15 protein-coding genes are annotated in these 16,050 nt (G+C 71.1%); 7 read left to right on the forward strand and 8 right to left on the reverse strand.

From position 1 onward, the window contains the following. The first annotated feature begins 11 nt into the window (after positions 1–11). The 3 genes from AB4Z14_RS00590 to AB4Z14_RS00600 all read left to right on the forward strand — a co-directional run bounded on the left by AB4Z14_RS00590 (position 12) and on the right by AB4Z14_RS00600 (position 3,904). A complete protein-coding gene (locus AB4Z14_RS00590) occupies positions 12–632 on the forward strand; it encodes an L-threonylcarbamoyladenylate synthase (protein WP_442273456.1) in 621 nt (206 codons plus the stop codon). Positions 633–695: 63 nt separating this feature from the next. Then, positions 696–2,657: an alpha-amylase family protein gene (locus AB4Z14_RS00595; RefSeq protein WP_442273457.1), complete on the forward strand. Its 1,962-nt coding sequence runs from the start codon at positions 696–698 to the stop codon at positions 2,655–2,657. A 59-nt stretch (positions 2,658–2,716) separates the two neighbouring features. Continuing rightward, positions 2,717–3,904, forward strand: coding sequence for a Fic family protein (locus tag AB4Z14_RS00600; RefSeq protein WP_442273458.1), 1,188 nt, complete (start codon positions 2,717–2,719; stop codon positions 3,902–3,904). Positions 3,905–3,970: 66 nt separating this feature from the next. Here the strand turns inward: AB4Z14_RS00600 and AB4Z14_RS00605 are convergent, their stop codons facing one another. The 4 genes from AB4Z14_RS00605 to AB4Z14_RS00620 are packed head-to-tail and all read right to left on the reverse strand — an operon-like array spanning position 3,971 to position 7,035. Then, positions 3,971–4,195: a hypothetical protein gene (locus AB4Z14_RS00605; protein ID WP_442273459.1), complete on the reverse strand. Its 225-nt coding sequence runs from the start codon at positions 4,193–4,195 to the stop codon at positions 3,971–3,973. After that, positions 4,159–5,298: a DUF2332 domain-containing protein gene (locus tag AB4Z14_RS00610; protein ID WP_442273460.1), complete on the reverse strand. Its 1,140-nt coding sequence runs from the start codon at positions 5,296–5,298 to the stop codon at positions 4,159–4,161. Before AB4Z14_RS00610 ends, AB4Z14_RS00605 begins: the two co-directional genes overlap by 37 nt. Before the next feature lie 4 nt (positions 5,299–5,302). Next, positions 5,303–5,836, reverse strand: coding sequence for a mycothiol transferase (locus AB4Z14_RS00615; protein WP_442273461.1), 534 nt, complete (start codon positions 5,834–5,836; stop codon positions 5,303–5,305). After that, positions 5,833–7,035: a methyltransferase domain-containing protein gene (locus AB4Z14_RS00620; protein WP_442273462.1), complete on the reverse strand. Its 1,203-nt coding sequence runs from the start codon at positions 7,033–7,035 to the stop codon at positions 5,833–5,835. Before AB4Z14_RS00620 ends, AB4Z14_RS00615 begins: the two co-directional genes overlap by 4 nt. 283 nt (positions 7,036–7,318) lie before the next feature. On the opposite strand from AB4Z14_RS00620, the gene helR reads away from it, so the two are divergent. Next, positions 7,319–9,499: an RNA polymerase recycling motor ATPase HelR gene (gene helR / locus AB4Z14_RS00625; RefSeq protein ID WP_442273463.1), complete on the forward strand. Its 2,181-nt coding sequence runs from the start codon at positions 7,319–7,321 to the stop codon at positions 9,497–9,499. On the opposite strand, the gene AB4Z14_RS00630 is transcribed toward helR, so the two are convergent. Further along, entirely contained in the window at positions 9,486–10,022 is a 537-nt protein-coding gene (locus tag AB4Z14_RS00630) for a MarR family winged helix-turn-helix transcriptional regulator (protein WP_442273464.1), read from the reverse strand. The two genes, helR and AB4Z14_RS00630, sit on opposite strands and share 14 nt — an antisense overlap. A 76-nt stretch (positions 10,023–10,098) precedes the next feature. On the opposite strand from AB4Z14_RS00630, the gene AB4Z14_RS00635 reads away from it, so the two are divergent. The 3 genes from AB4Z14_RS00635 to AB4Z14_RS00645 all read left to right on the forward strand — a co-directional run bounded on the left by AB4Z14_RS00635 (position 10,099) and on the right by AB4Z14_RS00645 (position 12,704). Further along, positions 10,099–10,629, forward strand: coding sequence for a hypothetical protein (locus AB4Z14_RS00635; protein WP_442273465.1), 531 nt, complete (start codon positions 10,099–10,101; stop codon positions 10,627–10,629). Between the two features lie 216 nt (positions 10,630–10,845). Further along, on the forward strand, positions 10,846–12,222 hold the full coding sequence (locus AB4Z14_RS00640; protein ID WP_442273466.1) for an MFS transporter: 1,377 nt from the start codon (positions 10,846–10,848) through the stop codon (positions 12,220–12,222). 119 nt (positions 12,223–12,341) lie between these two features. After that, a complete protein-coding gene (locus AB4Z14_RS00645) occupies positions 12,342–12,704 on the forward strand; it encodes an RNA polymerase-binding protein RbpA (protein ID WP_028785601.1) in 363 nt (120 codons plus the stop codon). Positions 12,705–13,093: 389 nt separating this feature from the next. Here AB4Z14_RS00645 and AB4Z14_RS00650 read toward each other — a convergent pair whose 3' ends face one another. From AB4Z14_RS00650 to lnt, 3 genes are read right to left on the reverse strand one after another with little or no spacing between them, the layout of a single operon-like run. Next, the gene (locus tag AB4Z14_RS00650) at positions 13,094–13,609 is read right to left on the reverse strand and encodes an FxsA family protein (protein ID WP_442273467.1); all 516 of its coding nucleotides are present in this window, start codon (positions 13,607–13,609) and stop codon (positions 13,094–13,096) included. A 53-nt stretch (positions 13,610–13,662) separates the two neighbouring features. Then, the gene (locus AB4Z14_RS00655) at positions 13,663–14,454 is read right to left on the reverse strand and encodes a polyprenol monophosphomannose synthase (RefSeq protein WP_442273468.1); all 792 of its coding nucleotides are present in this window, start codon (positions 14,452–14,454) and stop codon (positions 13,663–13,665) included. Further along, a complete protein-coding gene (gene lnt, locus AB4Z14_RS00660) occupies positions 14,435–16,021 on the reverse strand; it encodes an apolipoprotein N-acyltransferase (protein ID WP_442273469.1) in 1,587 nt (528 codons plus the stop codon). The genes AB4Z14_RS00655 and lnt overlap by 20 nt, the downstream gene beginning before the upstream one ends. Positions 16,022–16,050 lie beyond the last annotated feature (29 nt).

The following is a 16,050-nucleotide window of genomic DNA, read 5'->3' on the forward strand; positions in this document are numbered from 1 at the left end:
AGGGTGGCCCCATGGCGAAGTACTTCGACGTGCACCCGGTGGACCCTCAGCCACGGGCGATCGGCCAGGCGGTCGACATCCTGCGGTCCGGCGGGCTCATCGCCTACCCCACCGACTCCTGCTTCGCGCTCGGCTGCTCCCTCGACAACCCGGAGGGCAAGGAGCGCATCATGCGGATCCGGCACCTCGACGACAAGCACCACTTCACGCTCGTCTGCTCGGACTTCGCCCAGCTGGGCCAGTTCGTGCACCTCGACAACTCGGTGTTCCGTGCCATCAAGGCCGTGACCCCCGGCCCGTACACCTTCATCCTGCCCGCGACGAAGGAGGTGCCACGACGCCTGCTGCACGCGAAGAAGAAGACCGTGGGTGTGCGCATCCCCGAGCACCCCGTCGTCCGCGAGCTGCTCAGGGCGATGGGTGAGCCGATCCTCTCGAGCACGCTGCTCATGCCCGACGACGACGAGCCGATGACCGACGGCTGGGAGATCAAGGACCGTCTCGACCACGTCATCGACGCCGTCATCGACTCGGGGGAGTGCGGCCTGGAGCCGACGACCGTCGTCGACTACTCCGACGGCCTCCCCGTCGTGACCCGCGTCGGGGCCGGGGACCCGAGCCCGTTCGAGTGACCTGCCCGCGATGACGCCAACGTGCCCCTGTCGCGCAGACGCCGGGTGCTGTTCAATCGGGCCATGAGCGACGCTGCGCACGACGTCCGACCGACGACGGAGTCGGTGAACTCGCTGCTCGCGGGGCTCGACGACCACGACCGCGAGACCATCGAGCTGAGGCTCGAGCGCTGGTCCGACGACCTCGTCGCGGCACTCATGGTCCTCTACCCCGAGCACGACGTCTCGGCGCTCGCCCTGCGCCTCGTCGAGAGCGCCGTGGCCGGCTACCAGCAGCGCTCACCCGAGCTGCGACGCCTGGACCAGCGCCGGCTGCTGCGGCCCGACTGGCTCCAGCAGCCGGACATGTTCGGCTACGCGTGCTACACCGACCGGTTCGCCGGCGACCTCGACCGCCTGCGGGGCCGAGTGGGCTACCTCCGCGACCTCGGTGTCAGCTACCTGCACCTCATGCCGCTGCTGCAGCCCCGAGAGGGGGACAACGACGGCGGCTACGCCGTCCGGGACTACCGCACCGTCCGGCCGGATCTCGGAGATGTCGAGGATCTGCGCCGGCTCGCGAGCGACCTTCGGGGGCAAGGCATCTCGCTCGTGCTGGACCTCGTGCTCAACCACGTGGCGCGCGAGCACGAGTGGGCCCGGCGTGCCCGGGCGGGGGAGTCGCACTACCGGGACTACTTCCACATCTACCCCGACCGCGTCATGCCGGACGCGTACGAGCGCACGCTGCCCGAGGTGTTCCCGGACTTCGCGCCCGGCAACTTCACGTGGGACGAGGAGCTTCGCGGCTGGGCGTGGACGACCTTCAACGAGTGGCAGTGGGACGTCAACTGGGCCAACCCCGACGTCCTCGTCGAGTACGCCGACATCGTCCTGTACCTGGCCAACCTCGGCGTCGAGGTGCTCCGGCTCGACGCCATCGCCTTCACGTGGAAGCGGCTCGGCACGAGCTGCCAGAACCAGCCGGAGGTCCACGCCGTCACGCAGGCGCTGCGCACGGTGGCGCGCATCGCGTGCCCGGCGCTCGCGTTCAAGGCCGAGGCGATCGTCGGACCGCGTGACCTCGTGCAGTACCTCGGGCAGGGCGAGCACGCCGGCCGGGTCAGCGATCTCGCCTACCACAACAGCCTCATGGTGCAGGTCTGGTCGATGCTCGCGACGGGCAGCACCGGACTCACCAAGCAGGCCCTCTCGGCGCTCCCGACGACCCCGCCGAGCGGCACGTGGATCTGCTACGTCCGGTGCCACGACGACATCGGGTGGGCCATCGACGACGGGGACGCGGCGTCAGCGGGTCTCGACGGCTATGCGCACCGCCGGTTCCTGTCGAACTGGTACTCCGGCGACCATCCCGGGTCCTGGGCGCACGGTCTCGTCTTCCAGCACAACGCTGCGACCGGCGACAAGCGGATCAGCGGCACGGCGGCATCTCTGACGGGGCTGGCCGACGCGGAGGCACGCGACGACGGGGACGGGATCGGTCAGGGACTCGCCCGCCTCTTCCTGGCCCACGCGGTCGTCGCCGGCTGGGGAGGTGTCCCCGTCGTGTGGAGCGGCGACGAGCTCGGCCTGCCGAACGACCCCGACTGGGCGCGCGAGCCCGGTCACGAGGACGACAACCGGTGGGCGCACCGGGAGCGGCTGGACTGGGCCGTCGCAGCGCGGCGCGGCGACCTCGACACCGTCTCCGGGAAGGTCTTCCAGGGCCTGCGCCATCTGGCGGGCGTGCGCGCGGGGCTGCCGCAGCTGCACGCCTCCGCGCAGACGAGGGTGATCCTCGAGACCGACGACGGGGTGCTGGCGGTCGTCCGCACGCACCCGAGCGGCTCGATGGTCTGCGTCTACAACGTCACGACGTCGTGGCAGACGGTCGAGGTGCGCCACTTCGCCGACGTCGGCATCGCGCACCCCTTCGACGCGCTCGCCGGCTACCCGGTCTTCGGTGGGGCGGACGGGCTGGCGTCCTTGAGCCCGTATGCCGCGTGGTGGATCGTCGAGGCACCCGTGGACGTCGTGCACGCCTGACGACGGAGCACTCTTGGTAAAGGTTGTGCGTTAACCTTTACCAAGGAGGTCTCATCGACATGGACACGACGTGGCCCGCGCTCGGTTCGACGACGGTCCCTTGGCAGTCCGTCGAGGGCCTGCTCGACCTGTCGCGACGCGCCCAGCGGTCCACACCGGCCACGTTCGAGGCGGCCGTCGTGCCCCCGATCGCCGGTGCCGGGCTCGTGCTGCCCGGAGACCTCGCCGCCGACCTCGACGAGGCCACCCGGCTGCTCGCCACCTTCGACGCCGGGGGAGCGGGGGAGATCGCCCCGTTCGCCTCGGTGCTGCTGCGGTCCGAGAGCGCGGCCAGCTCGCAGATCGAGAACCTCACCTCGTCCGCACGGGCCCTCGCCGAGGCCGAGATCGGCGAGGGCAACCGCGCCAACGCCGCCGTCATCCTCGGCAACGTCCGCACCATGCAGGCCGCGCTCGACCTCGCCGGGCGACTCGACGAGGACGCCGTGCTCGCGATGCACCGTGCCCTCATGGCGCAGCAGTCGCTGCACCCGGCCGGCCGCTGGCGTGAGCAACAGGTCTGGGTGGGTGGGTCCCCCCTCCACCCGGGGGAGGCGCAGTACGTACCGCCCGTGGCCTCCGACGTGCCGGCCCTGATGGCCGACCTCGTGACCTTCATGGACCGTGACGACCTGCCGCCGCTCGCGCACGCCGCCCTCGCGCACGCCCAGTTCGAGACGATCCACCCGTTCACCGACGGCAACGGCCGCACGGGTCGGGCGCTGCTCCACTCGGTCCTGCTCCACACGGGGGCGATCCGACGGGTCACCGTCCCGATCTCGGCCGGCCTCCTCGCCATCCGCGACGACTACTTCGACGCACTCACGGCCTACCGTGGGGGAGAGGTGGAGCCCATCCTGCGATGCGTGGCCGAGGCCGCGCGCAACGGCACCCACATCGGCGAGGGACTCGTCGTGACACTCCGACAGGTGCGCGCCGACTGGGCGTCGAAGGTCACGGCGAGAGCCGGCTCCGCGGCCTGGTCGATGCTCGACCTGCTGCTGCGCCAGCCCGTCGTCACGGCGCGGGTCGTCGTGCGCGAGCTCGGTGTCTCGGCCCCCACGGCACAGGCAGCCCTGCAGCGGCTCGTCGACGACGGCATCCTGCTCGAGTCGACCGGGCACCGACGCAACCGCGTCTACCGCGCCCCGACCGTGCTCCGCGCGCTCGACGCGTACGCCGCGGGCCTGGGTCGCCGCATGCGTTGATGAATTCCGTTGCAGCACAATACAATTCGCCCATAATCGACATTATGCAATCCAGATGCACTCGGGTCACAAGGCCTTCGGGACGAGCAGGATCTTGACCGCCTCGACGCGCTTGCCCTGTCCCACCGTGCCCGCGGTGGCCCCGTCCCTGACCGACAGCTGCCATCCGACGTCCTGCACGTTCGCGCGGTACTCGACGTGACCGGCGCAGGGCAGGCGAGCCGTGGACATCCGCAGGGCCTCGAGAGGCAGGGTCAGCTGGGGGATGGTGGCAGCGAGGCGTCGATCCACGCGCCGTGCGGGTGGCAGGTCCCGAGGACCGTGGGAGGGAGCGCGTGTCCGTGGCGCCAGCGCTGCAAGCCGAGCACGGTGTTCCCTTCCAGGGCGACCTCCGGCTCGTCGAGGCCCGGAACGCACCCGCGCGGCTCGGCGGTGAGCCACGACAGGTGGGAGACGGTCCCGGCCAGCTCGTCGAGGACCGCGGCCAGGTCGCGACGACGCGGTGCGGGGAGGTAGGTCATCGCCCACGAGCTGAGGACCACGACGTGCGCGCCGCCGCCGGCGTCAGTGCGCGCCAGCGTCACCGCGTCCGTCAGTCGGTCGACCATGTCGCCACGGAGCACCGTGGGAGGGTCGGGGCGGAGCAGGTCGGCAGCGGCGCGGAAGCGCTCGATGCGGCCCGGGACCTCCGGCCAGAGGCACGCCTCGAGCCAGCGCACCTCGTCGACTGACGCGAGGTCGACGGGCTCGAGATCCACGCCGACGCGGCCACGCACGGCGGGCAGCGCAGCTCCGGCCGCCGTGAGCAGCGCCCCGACGCCGGAACGGTCCTCACCCGAGCACCGGACCGCAGAGCCGCCGTCGCCCAGGAGTGCCGACCCGGTGGGCGAGGACAGCTCGACGGCGTACTGGTCGACGCCGAGCAGCAGGCCGGCGCTCGCACCGAGCTCGACGATGGCGAGCGGGACGTCGCCGGAGTCGACTGTCGCCGCAGCGAGCCCTACGGCGACATACACGGCTCGGTTCACCTCGTTGGTCTGGGTGCCGTGCGTCGCAATGAGCCGGGTCAGCTCGTCGACGTGGTCGAGGACCGTCAGCCGTACGTCGGGCCACGGGTCGCCCGTCGCGACGCTCGCCGCCCCGGTGACACTCGGATACCACCGGGCCGCAGGCAGATCCGGGTTGCGCAGGACGAGGTGGTGCAGGGCGGCGAGCCAGAGAACGGGCCGAGCCTGCCCGGGCCTGGCCGCGAGCAGCAGCGACGCGGTCTCGTCGTCGTGGGCGACGTGTCGGCAGACGGTCGAGTAGAGCGGAAGAGCGGCATACTCCGTCGCGAACTCGCTGAAGCGCCGCTGGATCCTCGCCAGCCGAATGGGGTCCGGTGACGATCGCACCGGGTCAGGCACCGGTGGCACCGTCGACGCGCTCACGCACGAGGTCGGCGTGGCCGTTGTGCCGGGCGTACTCACCAATGAGGTGGAGGTAGACGAAGCGCAGCGAGAAGGGGTCGTCGCCGGACTCGACGACGTCGTCGAGGCTGCGTCCCGCGACGGCCCGGTCGGCCAGCACCCACTCGGCGAGCAGTGCCTCGTAGTCGGCTCTGGCGGTCGCGGGGTCGAGGTCGTCGAAGTCGAGGTCCCGACCGCTCCCGAAGCCGTGCAGGGACTCGACCTCTTCGCGCGCCACCCGCTGGCGCAACCAGACCCGCTCCACCTTGCGCAGGTGGCGCAGGAGTCCGAGCAGGCTGAGGGCCGAGGGGGCGACCGACCGCTCGGCCAGCTGCTCGCCCGTCAGCCCCGAGCACGTGGACTGCAGCGTCGAGCGGTGCCAGGCGAGCATCTCGGGCAACATCTGCGCCTCGGGCGCGACGAGGGAGCCACCCGGCCGCTCGACGTCCGGCGCCGTCCAGGGAGTCTCGGGTGCACCCGTCACGTCGACACACCTCCTGACGCGTAACCGACTGACTGAGAACCTGATTCACGCTCGAGCAGGACGATGACCTCATGGTGCGACGTCTGGGGGAACATGTCGAAGAGACGCGCCTCGCGAGCCCGGTAGGACGGCATGCGACCCAGGTCACGGGCCAGGCTGTCGACGTTGCAGCTCGAGTAGGTCACGTGCGTGGCGCCGGAGCCCTCGAGCCATCGGGCCAGGTCCGGGCCGATCCCGCGACGCGGCGGGTTGACGACGACCATCGTCCGGTCGGATCCCGGCAGGTCCCGGTCGAGCGCGTCGACGTCCGTGGCGTCGCCGGCACGGAACTCCAGCCGGCCGAGGTCAGGGTGTTCGGCGCGCAACCGGGACGCACTCGTCTCGGCACTGCGCACGGCCTCGGCCGACACCTCGACGCCGAGGACGTGGGAAGCGCCTGCTCGAGCGCAGTGCAGCGCGAATCCGCCCACGCCGCAGTAGAGGTCGAGGACCGTGGTGGGGTCGACGATGCGCGTCCACGCCTGCGCCTGGTGGTAGAGGCCGGCGGCGACGGTGGTGTTGGTCTGGAAGAAGCTGTTGGGGCGCAGGTGGAGGACCACGTCGCCGACGGGCATCGCGAGGTCATCGCTCTCGGTCAGGACGATCTCGGTGTCACCTTCGAGGACGGCCTTGTGCTCCGGCTGGAGGTTCACCGTGACGACCGACACCTCAGGCAGCCGGGCCCGGAGCGACGACAGGCGAGACTCGAGCAGGGCCAGGTGACGGCGGGACCGCAGGACGAGCCGGAGCATGACGTCCCCGGTGGGGGAGAGGGTGAGGATGAGGTGCTTCAGCTCGCCGCGGCGGGAGGCCACGTCGTACGGTTCCAGGCCGATCTCGTCGACGACGGACGCGAGCCGGGGGATGAGGCGCTGGAGCGGCGGCTCGTACAGGCCGCAGCCACGCAGGTCGACGCCGTTCGCGTCGGCGTCGAGGATCCCGACGGTCACCGCGCCGGTGACGCCACCGACGACGAGCTTGGCCTTGTTGCGGAAGGCCGACTCGGCGCTGGGGTAGGGGTCGAGCCAGGCGACGTCCGGGGCCACGTCGGCGAGGACGCGTCGGCAGCGCTCGTCCTTGTCGGCGAGCTGGACGGCATACGGCACACCCATGAGGGCACAGGAGCGGCAGCGGCCGGCGTCGAAGTAGTCGCACTGCATCACGAGCAAGGCTACGGCGCAGCAGCGTGGTCCAGGACCACGGATAGAGCGCGGTCTCCGGGGAGGGCCTTCTCCAGCCAAAGTGACATAATGTCGATTATCGGCGTTATGGGGGAAGTGACGAGAGGCGCATCACCCTGAGCCGACGCAGCAAAAAGGAAGGAAGCGTCGCGCGCTTCCTTCCACTTCCAACGTATAGCGCACCGGGGGTCTTGCGGCAAGACCCCCGTCGTCACCGAGAATCACTGGCCGACACCAGAAACCTCGGGACGGAGCCCACTGCGTGAACCCGCTGACGACCAGCGCCTTCGACCTTCGCGACCACCTGGCACCCAAGGCCGACCCGGCCCTCATCGCCCACGACGACCTCCACTTCGCCGCCATCGCCGAGACCCTCGACGCGACCATCGCCGAGCTGTCCGACCGTCTCGACGTCGCCCGTCGGGCACCGGCACGCACCGGCCAGGCCGCGCTCGACCGCGACCAGGAGGTCCACCGCCTCAGCGCCCGCCTGCGGACGCTGCGCCGCTACGGCATCGACCTCTGCCTCGGGCACATCGTCCCCGAGAACGATTCTCACCCCGTCTACATCGGCCGTCTCGGGCTCACGGACGCCGCCGGACGCCGGCTGCTCCTGGACTGGCGCTCCCCTGCAGCCGAACCGTTCTTCGGCGCCACCCACGGCAACCCCATGGGTCTCGCGAGCCGCCGCCGCTACCGCTGGACCCGGGGACGCGTCAGCGACTACTGGGACGAGGTGTTCACCACGGACGGTCTCGACGGACGCGTGGCCCTCGACGACGAGTCCGCCTTCATCGCCTCGCTCGGCGCGAGCCGCTCGCCGCGCATGCGGGACGTCCTGAGCACCATCGCGGCCGACCAGGACGCCATCATCCGCGCGGGCTCCCGAGGCGCGCACGTCGTCGACGGAGGCCCGGGCACGGGCAAGACGGTGGTCGCGCTCCACCGGACGGCATACCTGCTCTACTCCGACCCGCGCCTCGGCCACCGCCGGGGCGGCGTCCTCTTCGTCGGCCCGCACGAGCCCTACCTCGCCTACGTCTCCGACGTGCTGCCCAGTCTCGGCGAGGAAGGTGTGCAGACGTGCACGCTGCGCGACCTCGTTCCCGAGGGTGACACGGCGGGCCCGGAGACCGACCCGGAGGTGGCCCGACTCAAGGAGTCCACGGACCTCGTCCGGGCCATCGAGCCGGCCGTGGCGCTCTACGAGGAGCCGCCGACCCGCGGCATGGAGGTCGTGACGCCGTGGGCGGACGTGTGGCTCTCCCCCGCCGACTGGGCCGAGGCCTGCACCGCCGCTCTCGGCACGCCGCACAACGAGGCCCGCGACGACGTGTGGGAGGCGTTGCTGACGATCCTCGTCGAGCGGCACGACCTCGAGGACCGGATCGACGACGACGGCGCCGACGTCGAGCTCGAGGCCACCCCCGTCATGGTGCGCCGCTCGCTCGAGCAGAACCGGGAGCTGCGCACACGGTTCGACCGGACGTGGCCGCTCCTCGATGCCGCGGACCTCGTCGGCGACCTCTGGACCGTCCCCGCCTACCTCCGTCGGTGCGCCCCGACCCTGACGGTCGAGCAGGTGCGCCGGCTGCAGCGAGCGAAGCCGGACGCGTGGACGGTGTCGGACCTTCCCCTGCTCGACGCGGCCCGGATGCGGCTCGGCGACCCGGAGGTCTCGAGACGCCGACGACAGCGTGAGGCGGCCCTCGCGGCGGAGCGCGTCGAACGCGCCGCGGTCGTCGAGCACCTCATCGCCTCGGACGACTCCGACATGCACGTCATGTCGATGCTGCGAGGTGACGACCTCCGCAGCGCCCTCGACGACGACGGCGGGCCGACCGTCGACCCCGACCTGCTGGCCGGCCCGTTCGCCCACGTCGTCGTGGACGAGGCCCAGGAGCTGACCGACGCGGAATGGCAGATGCTCCTGTCCCGCTGCCCGTCGCGGAGTCTCACCATCGTCGGCGACCGCGCCCAGGCCCGGCACGGGTTCACGGAGACGTGGCAGGAGCGACTGAGTCGCGTGGGTCTCGACCGGGTCACCCTGTCGTCACTGACCATCAACTACCGCACTCCGGAAGAGGTCATGCTCGAGGCCGAGCCCGTCATCCGTGCCGCGCTCCCCGACGCGAACGTGCCCACCTCGATCCGCGAGAGCGGCGTGCCCGTTCAGCACGGCCCGGCCGCCGACCTCGAGGCGGTGCTCGCGACGTGGCTCGACGCGCACCCCGACGGAACGGCCTGCGTCATCGGCGCCCCCGGCCTCGAGGAGCGGGCTCGGGTGCGGTCGCTCAGTCCGACGCTGACGAAAGGCCTCGAGTTCGACCTCGTCGTACTGGTCGATCCGGACTCCTTCGGTGACGGCATCGAAGGTGCCGTCGACCGCTACGTCGCCATGACACGCGCCACCCAGCAGCTCGTCGTCCTCACTCAGGGGTGACCTCGCCCCGCTCGGCCCGGCCGCCCGGCTCGAGCACGGCGAGCCACGCGCGCAGCAGCTCCTCCAACCCGGCGCGCTGCCGAGGTTCGAGACCGGCCAGCAGGGACTCGTCGCCCGCCATGACGTCCGCGAAGATGCCGTCGAGCCGGGCGAGTCCCTCCGGGGCGAGCTGCACGTGCACGGTGCGCCGGTCCGGCTCCTCCCGGACGCGCTCGACGAAGCCGAGCACCTCCATGGCCTGGACGCGCTGCGTCGTCGCGCCGGCCGTGACGCGGCAGCGCCGGGACAGCTCGCCCGCGGTGAGCCGGTACGGCGCGCCACTGCGTCTCAACGTCGCGAGGACGTCGAGGTGGCTCTGCTCGAGGCCGTGGGTGGCCAGCACGTGGGCCCGGTGGTCCATGACGATCGCGGCGAGCCGCACGACCGGCGTGATGATCCCGATCGACGACACGTCCACGTCGGGCCTCTCCCGCTGCCAGGCCTGGATGATCCGCCCGACCTGGTCACCCGATGCGCTTCCCATCCCAATACTTTAGGGCTAAACGAGAGGCCCCGTTCCGATCGACGGTGGGACGATTCCGTGAGGGAAAGGAAGCCGCATGGACCTCTCCACGTTCTATGCCGTCGTCTCGGCCACGTGCTTCACGCTCGTCGGGCTCTGGTGGTCCGCCCTGGACCGCCGGCGTGAGCTGCTCGCCGATGAGGAGACCCGTCGGCTCGTGGGCGGGGTCTACCTCACCTTCCTGCTTCCCGGCCTCATGGGCCTCTTCGCGCAGGTCGCACCCACCCAGCCCTGGCTCTGGCGCTCCACCTTCGGGCTCGTCTCCCTCGTCGGTGCCTGGTCGACCCTGCGGCTCGTCCGCGCCGACCGCGGCCCCCTCGGGTCGGACGGCTCGGGACTCCGGGGCCCCTTCCGGCGGCACCGCTGGGTGGTCGCCGTGCTCTACGCCGTCATCGTCCTGGTCGCCGCTGCGCCCGAGCTGGGCGGTGCGGTCGGTCTCAGTGGGCTGCAGACGGCCGCCCTCGCCGTCGTCTGCCTCGTCGTGCTCGCCCACGGTCTGGCGTGGGAGCTGCTGACGACGACACCCGACGTCCAGCAGCGCCCCCTCCCCTCCCCTGCCACCGACTGAGCAGGGGAGGTGGAGGGAGCCAGGGGCTCAGGTGGGCGTCAGGGCCGTGTCGTCGATGACGAACGACGTCTGTGCCAGCGCGTGACGACCTCCTGACGCCCGCGACGTCGACCGCTGAGAGGGCGTATGCCGTCCGCTGACCCCGGGCGCCCGACGCTGCGGCGTGTTTCGGCCTCTCCCCCTGCCCTGCGCTGCCCCGTGTGGGACAGTCCTCGCATGTCGAACGTCGTCGTCAACGCCGCGCGACCGGAGACCCGGGAGCAGCGGGCCTGGTACTGGTACGACTGGGCCAACTCGGCCTACGTCACGACCACGGCGACGGTGCTCATGAGCCCGTACCTCACGTCCGTCGCGGAGCAGGCGGCCTGCCCCGGGCTGCCGGACGGCCAGGACTGCACGACGAACCTCTCGGTGCTCGGCATCCCGGTGGCGCCGGGCTCGCTGTGGTTCTTCACCGTGACCTTCACGACGATCCTGTCGGCGATCGTCCTCATCTTCATCGGCGCCATCGCCGACCGCAGTCCCCGACCGACCCGGCTCTTTGCCGGCTTCGCGTGGGCGGGCGCCCTGGCGGCGAGCCTCATGTTCTTCGTCGCCGGCACGAACTGGCAGCTGGGCGCCGTCCTCGTCGTCGTGGCCGGCATCTGCCTCGGGTCCTCGCTCGTGATCTACGACTCGATCCTGTGCCGGATCGCCAACGAGAACGAACGCGACCGGGTCTCCTCGAAGGGCTGGGCGTTCGGCTACCTCGGCGGCGGCATCCTGCTCGCGCTCAACTTCGCCCTCGACTTCTTCCACGAGGACCTCGGGCTCGACCGAGCCCTGTCCACACGCATCAGCATCCTGTCCGCGGGTCTCTGGTGGGCTGGCTTCACGATCATCCCGTACCTAGGACTGCGCCACCTGACCGGCACGGTCGAGACCCCCGTCGAGCGCTCGGCCGGCATCGTCCGCGGCAGCATCGCGCAGCTGCGCAGCACCTTCCGCGACCTCGCCAACTACCCGCAGACGAAGCTGTTCCTCGTCGCCTACCTCTTCTTCAACGACGGCATCCAGACGGTCATCGGCAGCTCGAGCGTCTACGGCTCCAAGGAGCTCGGCTTCTCCGAGACGACCGTGCTCGGCGTGTTCCTCTTCGTGCAGTTCGTCGCGTTCGCCGGCGCGCGGCTCTTCGGCCGGGTGGCCGCCTCGATCGGGGCGTGGCGCACGATCCTCTACGGGATCGGACTCTGGACGGTCGTCGTCGTCTTCGCCTTCCTCCTGCCGTCGAAGTCGCTCGTCATCTTCCTCGCGCTCGCCCTGCTCATCGGCCTCGTGCTCGGCGGCACGCAGGCCCTGTCGCGGTCGCTGTACAGCCAGCTCATCCCCCGCGGCCGCGAGGCGGAGTACTTCAGCCTCTACCAGGCCATGGAGCGCGGTACGAGCTGGTTCGGGACGCTCATCTTCGGCCTCGTCTACCAGTTCACCCTCAGCTACCGCTGGGCGATCATCGCGCTCATCGTCTTCTTCGCGATCGGCGGCGTGCTCCTGTCGAAGGTGCGGATGCGTGAGGGCATCGTGCAGGCCGGCAACCCGGTTCCCGCCGTCATCTGAGAAACGCCTACACTTCGCCGCCCGCCGGGGAACAAGTCAACCGTTCCGCTCGTTCAAGCGTCTGTGAGGGTAAGACACCAGCGAGGTGTCACAAGGGCATAAGTCTTGGAGGGGTCCACATGGCCGATCGAGCACTACGCGGTTCCAACCTCGGCGCGAGGAGCATGGAGTCCGACGAGAACGTCGTCCCGAGTGAGCGTCAGCTCACCGTCTACGTCTGCGCCGACGGTCACCGCACCGAGCTCCCGTTCTCGATCGAGGCCGACGTGCCTCCCACGTGGGAGTGCCGCTGCGGACTCGACGCGAAGCTGCAGGGCGGCGGACCCGAGCCGGAGGCCAAGCCGGTCAAGCACCAGCGCACGCACTGGGACATGCTCCTCGAGCGTCGTTCCATCCCCGAGCTGGAGGAGCTCCTCGAGGAGCGGCTGACGCTCCTGCGTGAGTCGCGTGGCGAGAAGCCGCGACGCCGCAAGACCGCCTGACCTCCCCAGAGCGCACCACCGAGAAGCCCGCCCCGTTCGTGGAGGCGGGCTTTTCGCATGCCCGCAGGCTCTGAGCCCGGCCACCACGATCGTGGAGGCGGGCTTCTCGCGTACCCGCACGCTCTGAGCCCGGCCACCACGATCGTGGAGGCGGGCTTTTCGCATGCCCGCACGCTCTGAGCCCGACCACCACGATCGTGGAGGCGGGCTTCTCGCATGCCCGCACGCTCTGAGCCCGGCCACCACGATCGTGGAGGCGGGCTTTTCGCATGCCCGCAGGCTCTGAACCCGACCCCACGATGCCGTCGTCCCGGCTCTAGGTGATCGCGACAGCGAGGTGCGTGCCGTCACCACCTCGAACCCGGGACGCAGAGGGACGAGCGCGGGGCTCAGTCCTCGTCGTCGATGATCTCGCCCTCGACGACCTCGTCGCTCGTCGACGAGCGCTGCGGTCCTTGGGGTGTCTGCTCCTGCTCCCAGGCGGGCGTCGCGGGCTGTCCGGCCACCGTGGGCCCGGCGAAGCGCTCGGTCTGGGCGAGCAGGCGGCGTGAGATGACGGCAGCGAGCATGCTGCGCGCGACGGGCCGCGTGAACGGGAGCACGAGGACGAGGCCGAGCACGTCGGTGACGAAACCCGGCAGGACGAGCAGGCTGCCGCCGACGAGCACGACGACGCCGTCAGCGATCTCGCGGGCCGGCATCCGGCCACTGCGCACGGCCTGGTCGAGCGCGCGCCAGGCCCGGCCGCCCTCGCGACGGATCAGCCACGCCCCGAGGAGCGAGGTCGCGACGAGCAGCAGGAACGTCGGCCAGCCGCCGATGGCCTGGCCGACGGCGACGATGACGACGATCTCGATGACCGGCAGGAGCAGCAGCGCGACGACCGCCAGACGCGTCAGGCGCACTCGTCTGGCCCGTGACGGACCGCGAGACGAGCCAGTGGGACCGGTGGGGCCGCTCACGACTGGTCCCCGACAGGCTCGTGCCCACGCACCCGGCCGGCGACGGAGCGCAGCTGGCCCACGCGGTGCTCGATGCCCCACCTCGTGACGCTGGTCAGCGCCTCACGCACGATGTCCTGGCCCATCTTCGACACGCCGACCTCGCGCTCGACGAACGTGATCGGCACCTCGACGACGGTGAGCCCGGCGCGCACGGCACGCAGCGTCAGGTCGATCTGGAAGCAGTAGCCCTGCGACTCGACGCCCTGAAGCCCCATGGTCCGCAGCGCGCTCGCGCGGTAGACGCGGTAGCCCGCTGTCGCGTCGTTGACCGTCATCCCGAGCAGCACCTTGGTGTAGAGGTTCGCACCGACCGAGAGCACCTTGCGGCGAGCCGGCCAGTTGCGCACCTCGCCGCCCTTGACCCACCGTGCGCCGATGACGAGGTCTGCCTCGCCGAGCGCGGCCAACAGCGACGGGAGTTGCTCGGGGAGGTGCGAGCCGTCGGCGTCCATCTCGACGGCGGCGTCGTAGCCGCGCTCGAGGACGATGGCGAAGCCGGCGAGGTAGGCCTTGCCGAGGCCCTCCTTGGCGGAGCGGTGCACGACGTGGACCTGCGGGTCCGAGGACGCGAGGTCGTCGGCGACCTGTCCGGTGCCGTCGGGAGATCCGTCGTCGAGCACGAAGACGTCGGCGGCGGGCACGTTCGCGCGCACCCGCGCGACGATGCCGGGCAGGTTGTCCCGCTCGTTGTACGTCGGGATGAGCACGGCCACTCGGGTCACCGGCTCACGCTGCGTCGTCGTCATCCTCTTCCTTCGTTGTCTCCGGCGCTGCCGGGCGGCCGCTGCGAAGACCCAGGGCGAGCATCGTCAGCAGTGCGGCGGCGGCGACCCACTCGGGGGCCTCCCCCACCCGGGTCGCCAGCGTCGTGGCGTCCCGCAAGGGTAGTGCTCCTCTGACCACCGCCTGTGTGAACAACGACGTCACCTTGTGGGCGGTTCCGTCGGGCGTGATCAGGGCGCTCTGGCCGACCGTCGACACGTGCACGACGGAGCGGCCGAACTCTATGGCTCGCAGTCGGCTGATGGCCAGCTGCTGGGGCGACTCGGCGGTGTAGCCGAAGGTCGCGTTGTTCGTCTGGACCACGAGGACGTTGGCGCCGGTCTGCACGGCGTCGCGCATGATGTCGTCGTAGGCCACCTCGAAGCAGATGGCGAGGCCGGCCCGGATCTGCTGGCCCGAGGCCGTCGTGACGCGGAAGACGCCGGGCGCGGGGCCCTGGACGAAGTCGCGCGTGACGAGGTCGACCTCCGCGCTGAAGTTCCGCCAGAAGGACCGGTTCGGGATGTACTCGGCGAACGGCACCGGGTGGCGCTTGACGTAGCGGTCGGTGTTGCCCTTTCCGGGCTCGAAGAGCAGGGCCACGTTGGAGACGAACCCGACGGGCTCCTCGAGCAGGCCCCCGACGATGAGGGGTCGCTTCAGCGCGTCGACGGTCTCGAGGATGAGGTCCTTGGCGTCGGCGTTGCGCAGCGGGTCGATGTCCGAGGCGTTCTCGGGCCAGACGACGAGGTCCGGGGCCGGAGCGCGCCCGGCGTCGACGTCGTCCTGTGCCTTGAGCGTCGCCGCGACGTGGTTGTCGAGGACCTGGCGGCGCTCGGCGTTGAAGTCGAGACCGGGCCGCGCCACGTTGCCCTGGACGCCGAGGAACTGGGCGGTCGGGCCGTCGGTCGGCAACGGGACCACCAGCCCCACGAGGCCGAGCACGAGCGCTCCCACGGCGGGCAGGGCGAGGCGACGGGACGGCATACGCGATCGCGGCGGGGTGGTGGCGCCGCTCCCCCGGCGCTCGGCAACCGCCGACAGCGCGTGCTGGGCGGCGAGCGCGAGCAGGCCACCGCTGAGCGCGATGACGAAGCCGACGAACGGCGCGCCACCGAGTGCCACGAGCCGACCGAACGGCGAGTCGGCCTGTCCGAAGGCCAGCTTGAGCCAGGGAAAGCCGCCGTAGGGGGCGCGGGCCCGGAAGCCCTCGGCCACGACCCACACGAGCGCGAACGCCAACGGGCGGACACTCCCCCGGCGGCTCAGCCAGCCGTAGAGTCCGCCGGCCACGCCGACGAAGAGGGCCTGCAGCGTCGCGAGGGCGAGCCACGGCAGCGCGCCGACGTAGATGCCCGACCAGCTGAGCGTCGGCACGAAGAAGACGAGCCCTCCGGCGAGACCGAGCAGGAAGCCTCGACGGCCCCCGGAGCCGGCCCAGGCCCACGCCCACAGCGCGAGGGCCACCGGTGCGGCCACCCAGACGTCGTAGGTCGGGAACGCGAGGCAGAGCAGTCCGCCGCCGAGCAGGGACAGGAGGAGACGCCGCACGGGGTTCACCGTATGCCGTGCGGCCGGGA

This window comes from Terrabacter sp. 2TAF16 (assembly GCF_052115065.1).
Taxonomy (GTDB): Bacteria; Actinomycetota; Actinomycetes; order Actinomycetales; family Dermatophilaceae; genus Terrabacter.

Excerpts from the sequence above, each read along its gene's own strand:
- AB4Z14_RS00620 (WP_442273462.1), bottom strand. The coding sequence starts at position 7,035 with ATGCAGTGCGACTACTTCGACGCCGGCCGCTGCCGCTCCTGTGCCCTC.
- AB4Z14_RS00595 (WP_442273457.1), top strand. The coding sequence starts at position 696 with ATGAGCGACGCTGCGCACGACGTCCGACCGACGACGGAGTCGGTGAAC.
- AB4Z14_RS00655 (WP_442273468.1), bottom strand. The coding sequence starts at position 14,454 with ATGACGACGACGCAGCGTGAGCCGGTGACCCGAGTGGCCGTGCTCATC.
- AB4Z14_RS00635 (WP_442273465.1), top strand. The coding sequence starts at position 10,099 with ATGGACCTCTCCACGTTCTATGCCGTCGTCTCGGCCACGTGCTTCACG.
- AB4Z14_RS00590 (WP_442273456.1), top strand. The coding sequence starts at position 12 with ATGGCGAAGTACTTCGACGTGCACCCGGTGGACCCTCAGCCACGGGCG.
- AB4Z14_RS00645 (WP_028785601.1), top strand. The coding sequence starts at position 12,342 with ATGGCCGATCGAGCACTACGCGGTTCCAACCTCGGCGCGAGGAGCATG.
- AB4Z14_RS00640 (WP_442273466.1), top strand. The coding sequence starts at position 10,846 with ATGTCGAACGTCGTCGTCAACGCCGCGCGACCGGAGACCCGGGAGCAG.
- AB4Z14_RS00600 (WP_442273458.1), top strand. The coding sequence starts at position 2,717 with ATGGACACGACGTGGCCCGCGCTCGGTTCGACGACGGTCCCTTGGCAG.
- AB4Z14_RS00630 (WP_442273464.1), bottom strand. The coding sequence starts at position 10,022 with ATGGGAAGCGCATCGGGTGACCAGGTCGGGCGGATCATCCAGGCCTGG.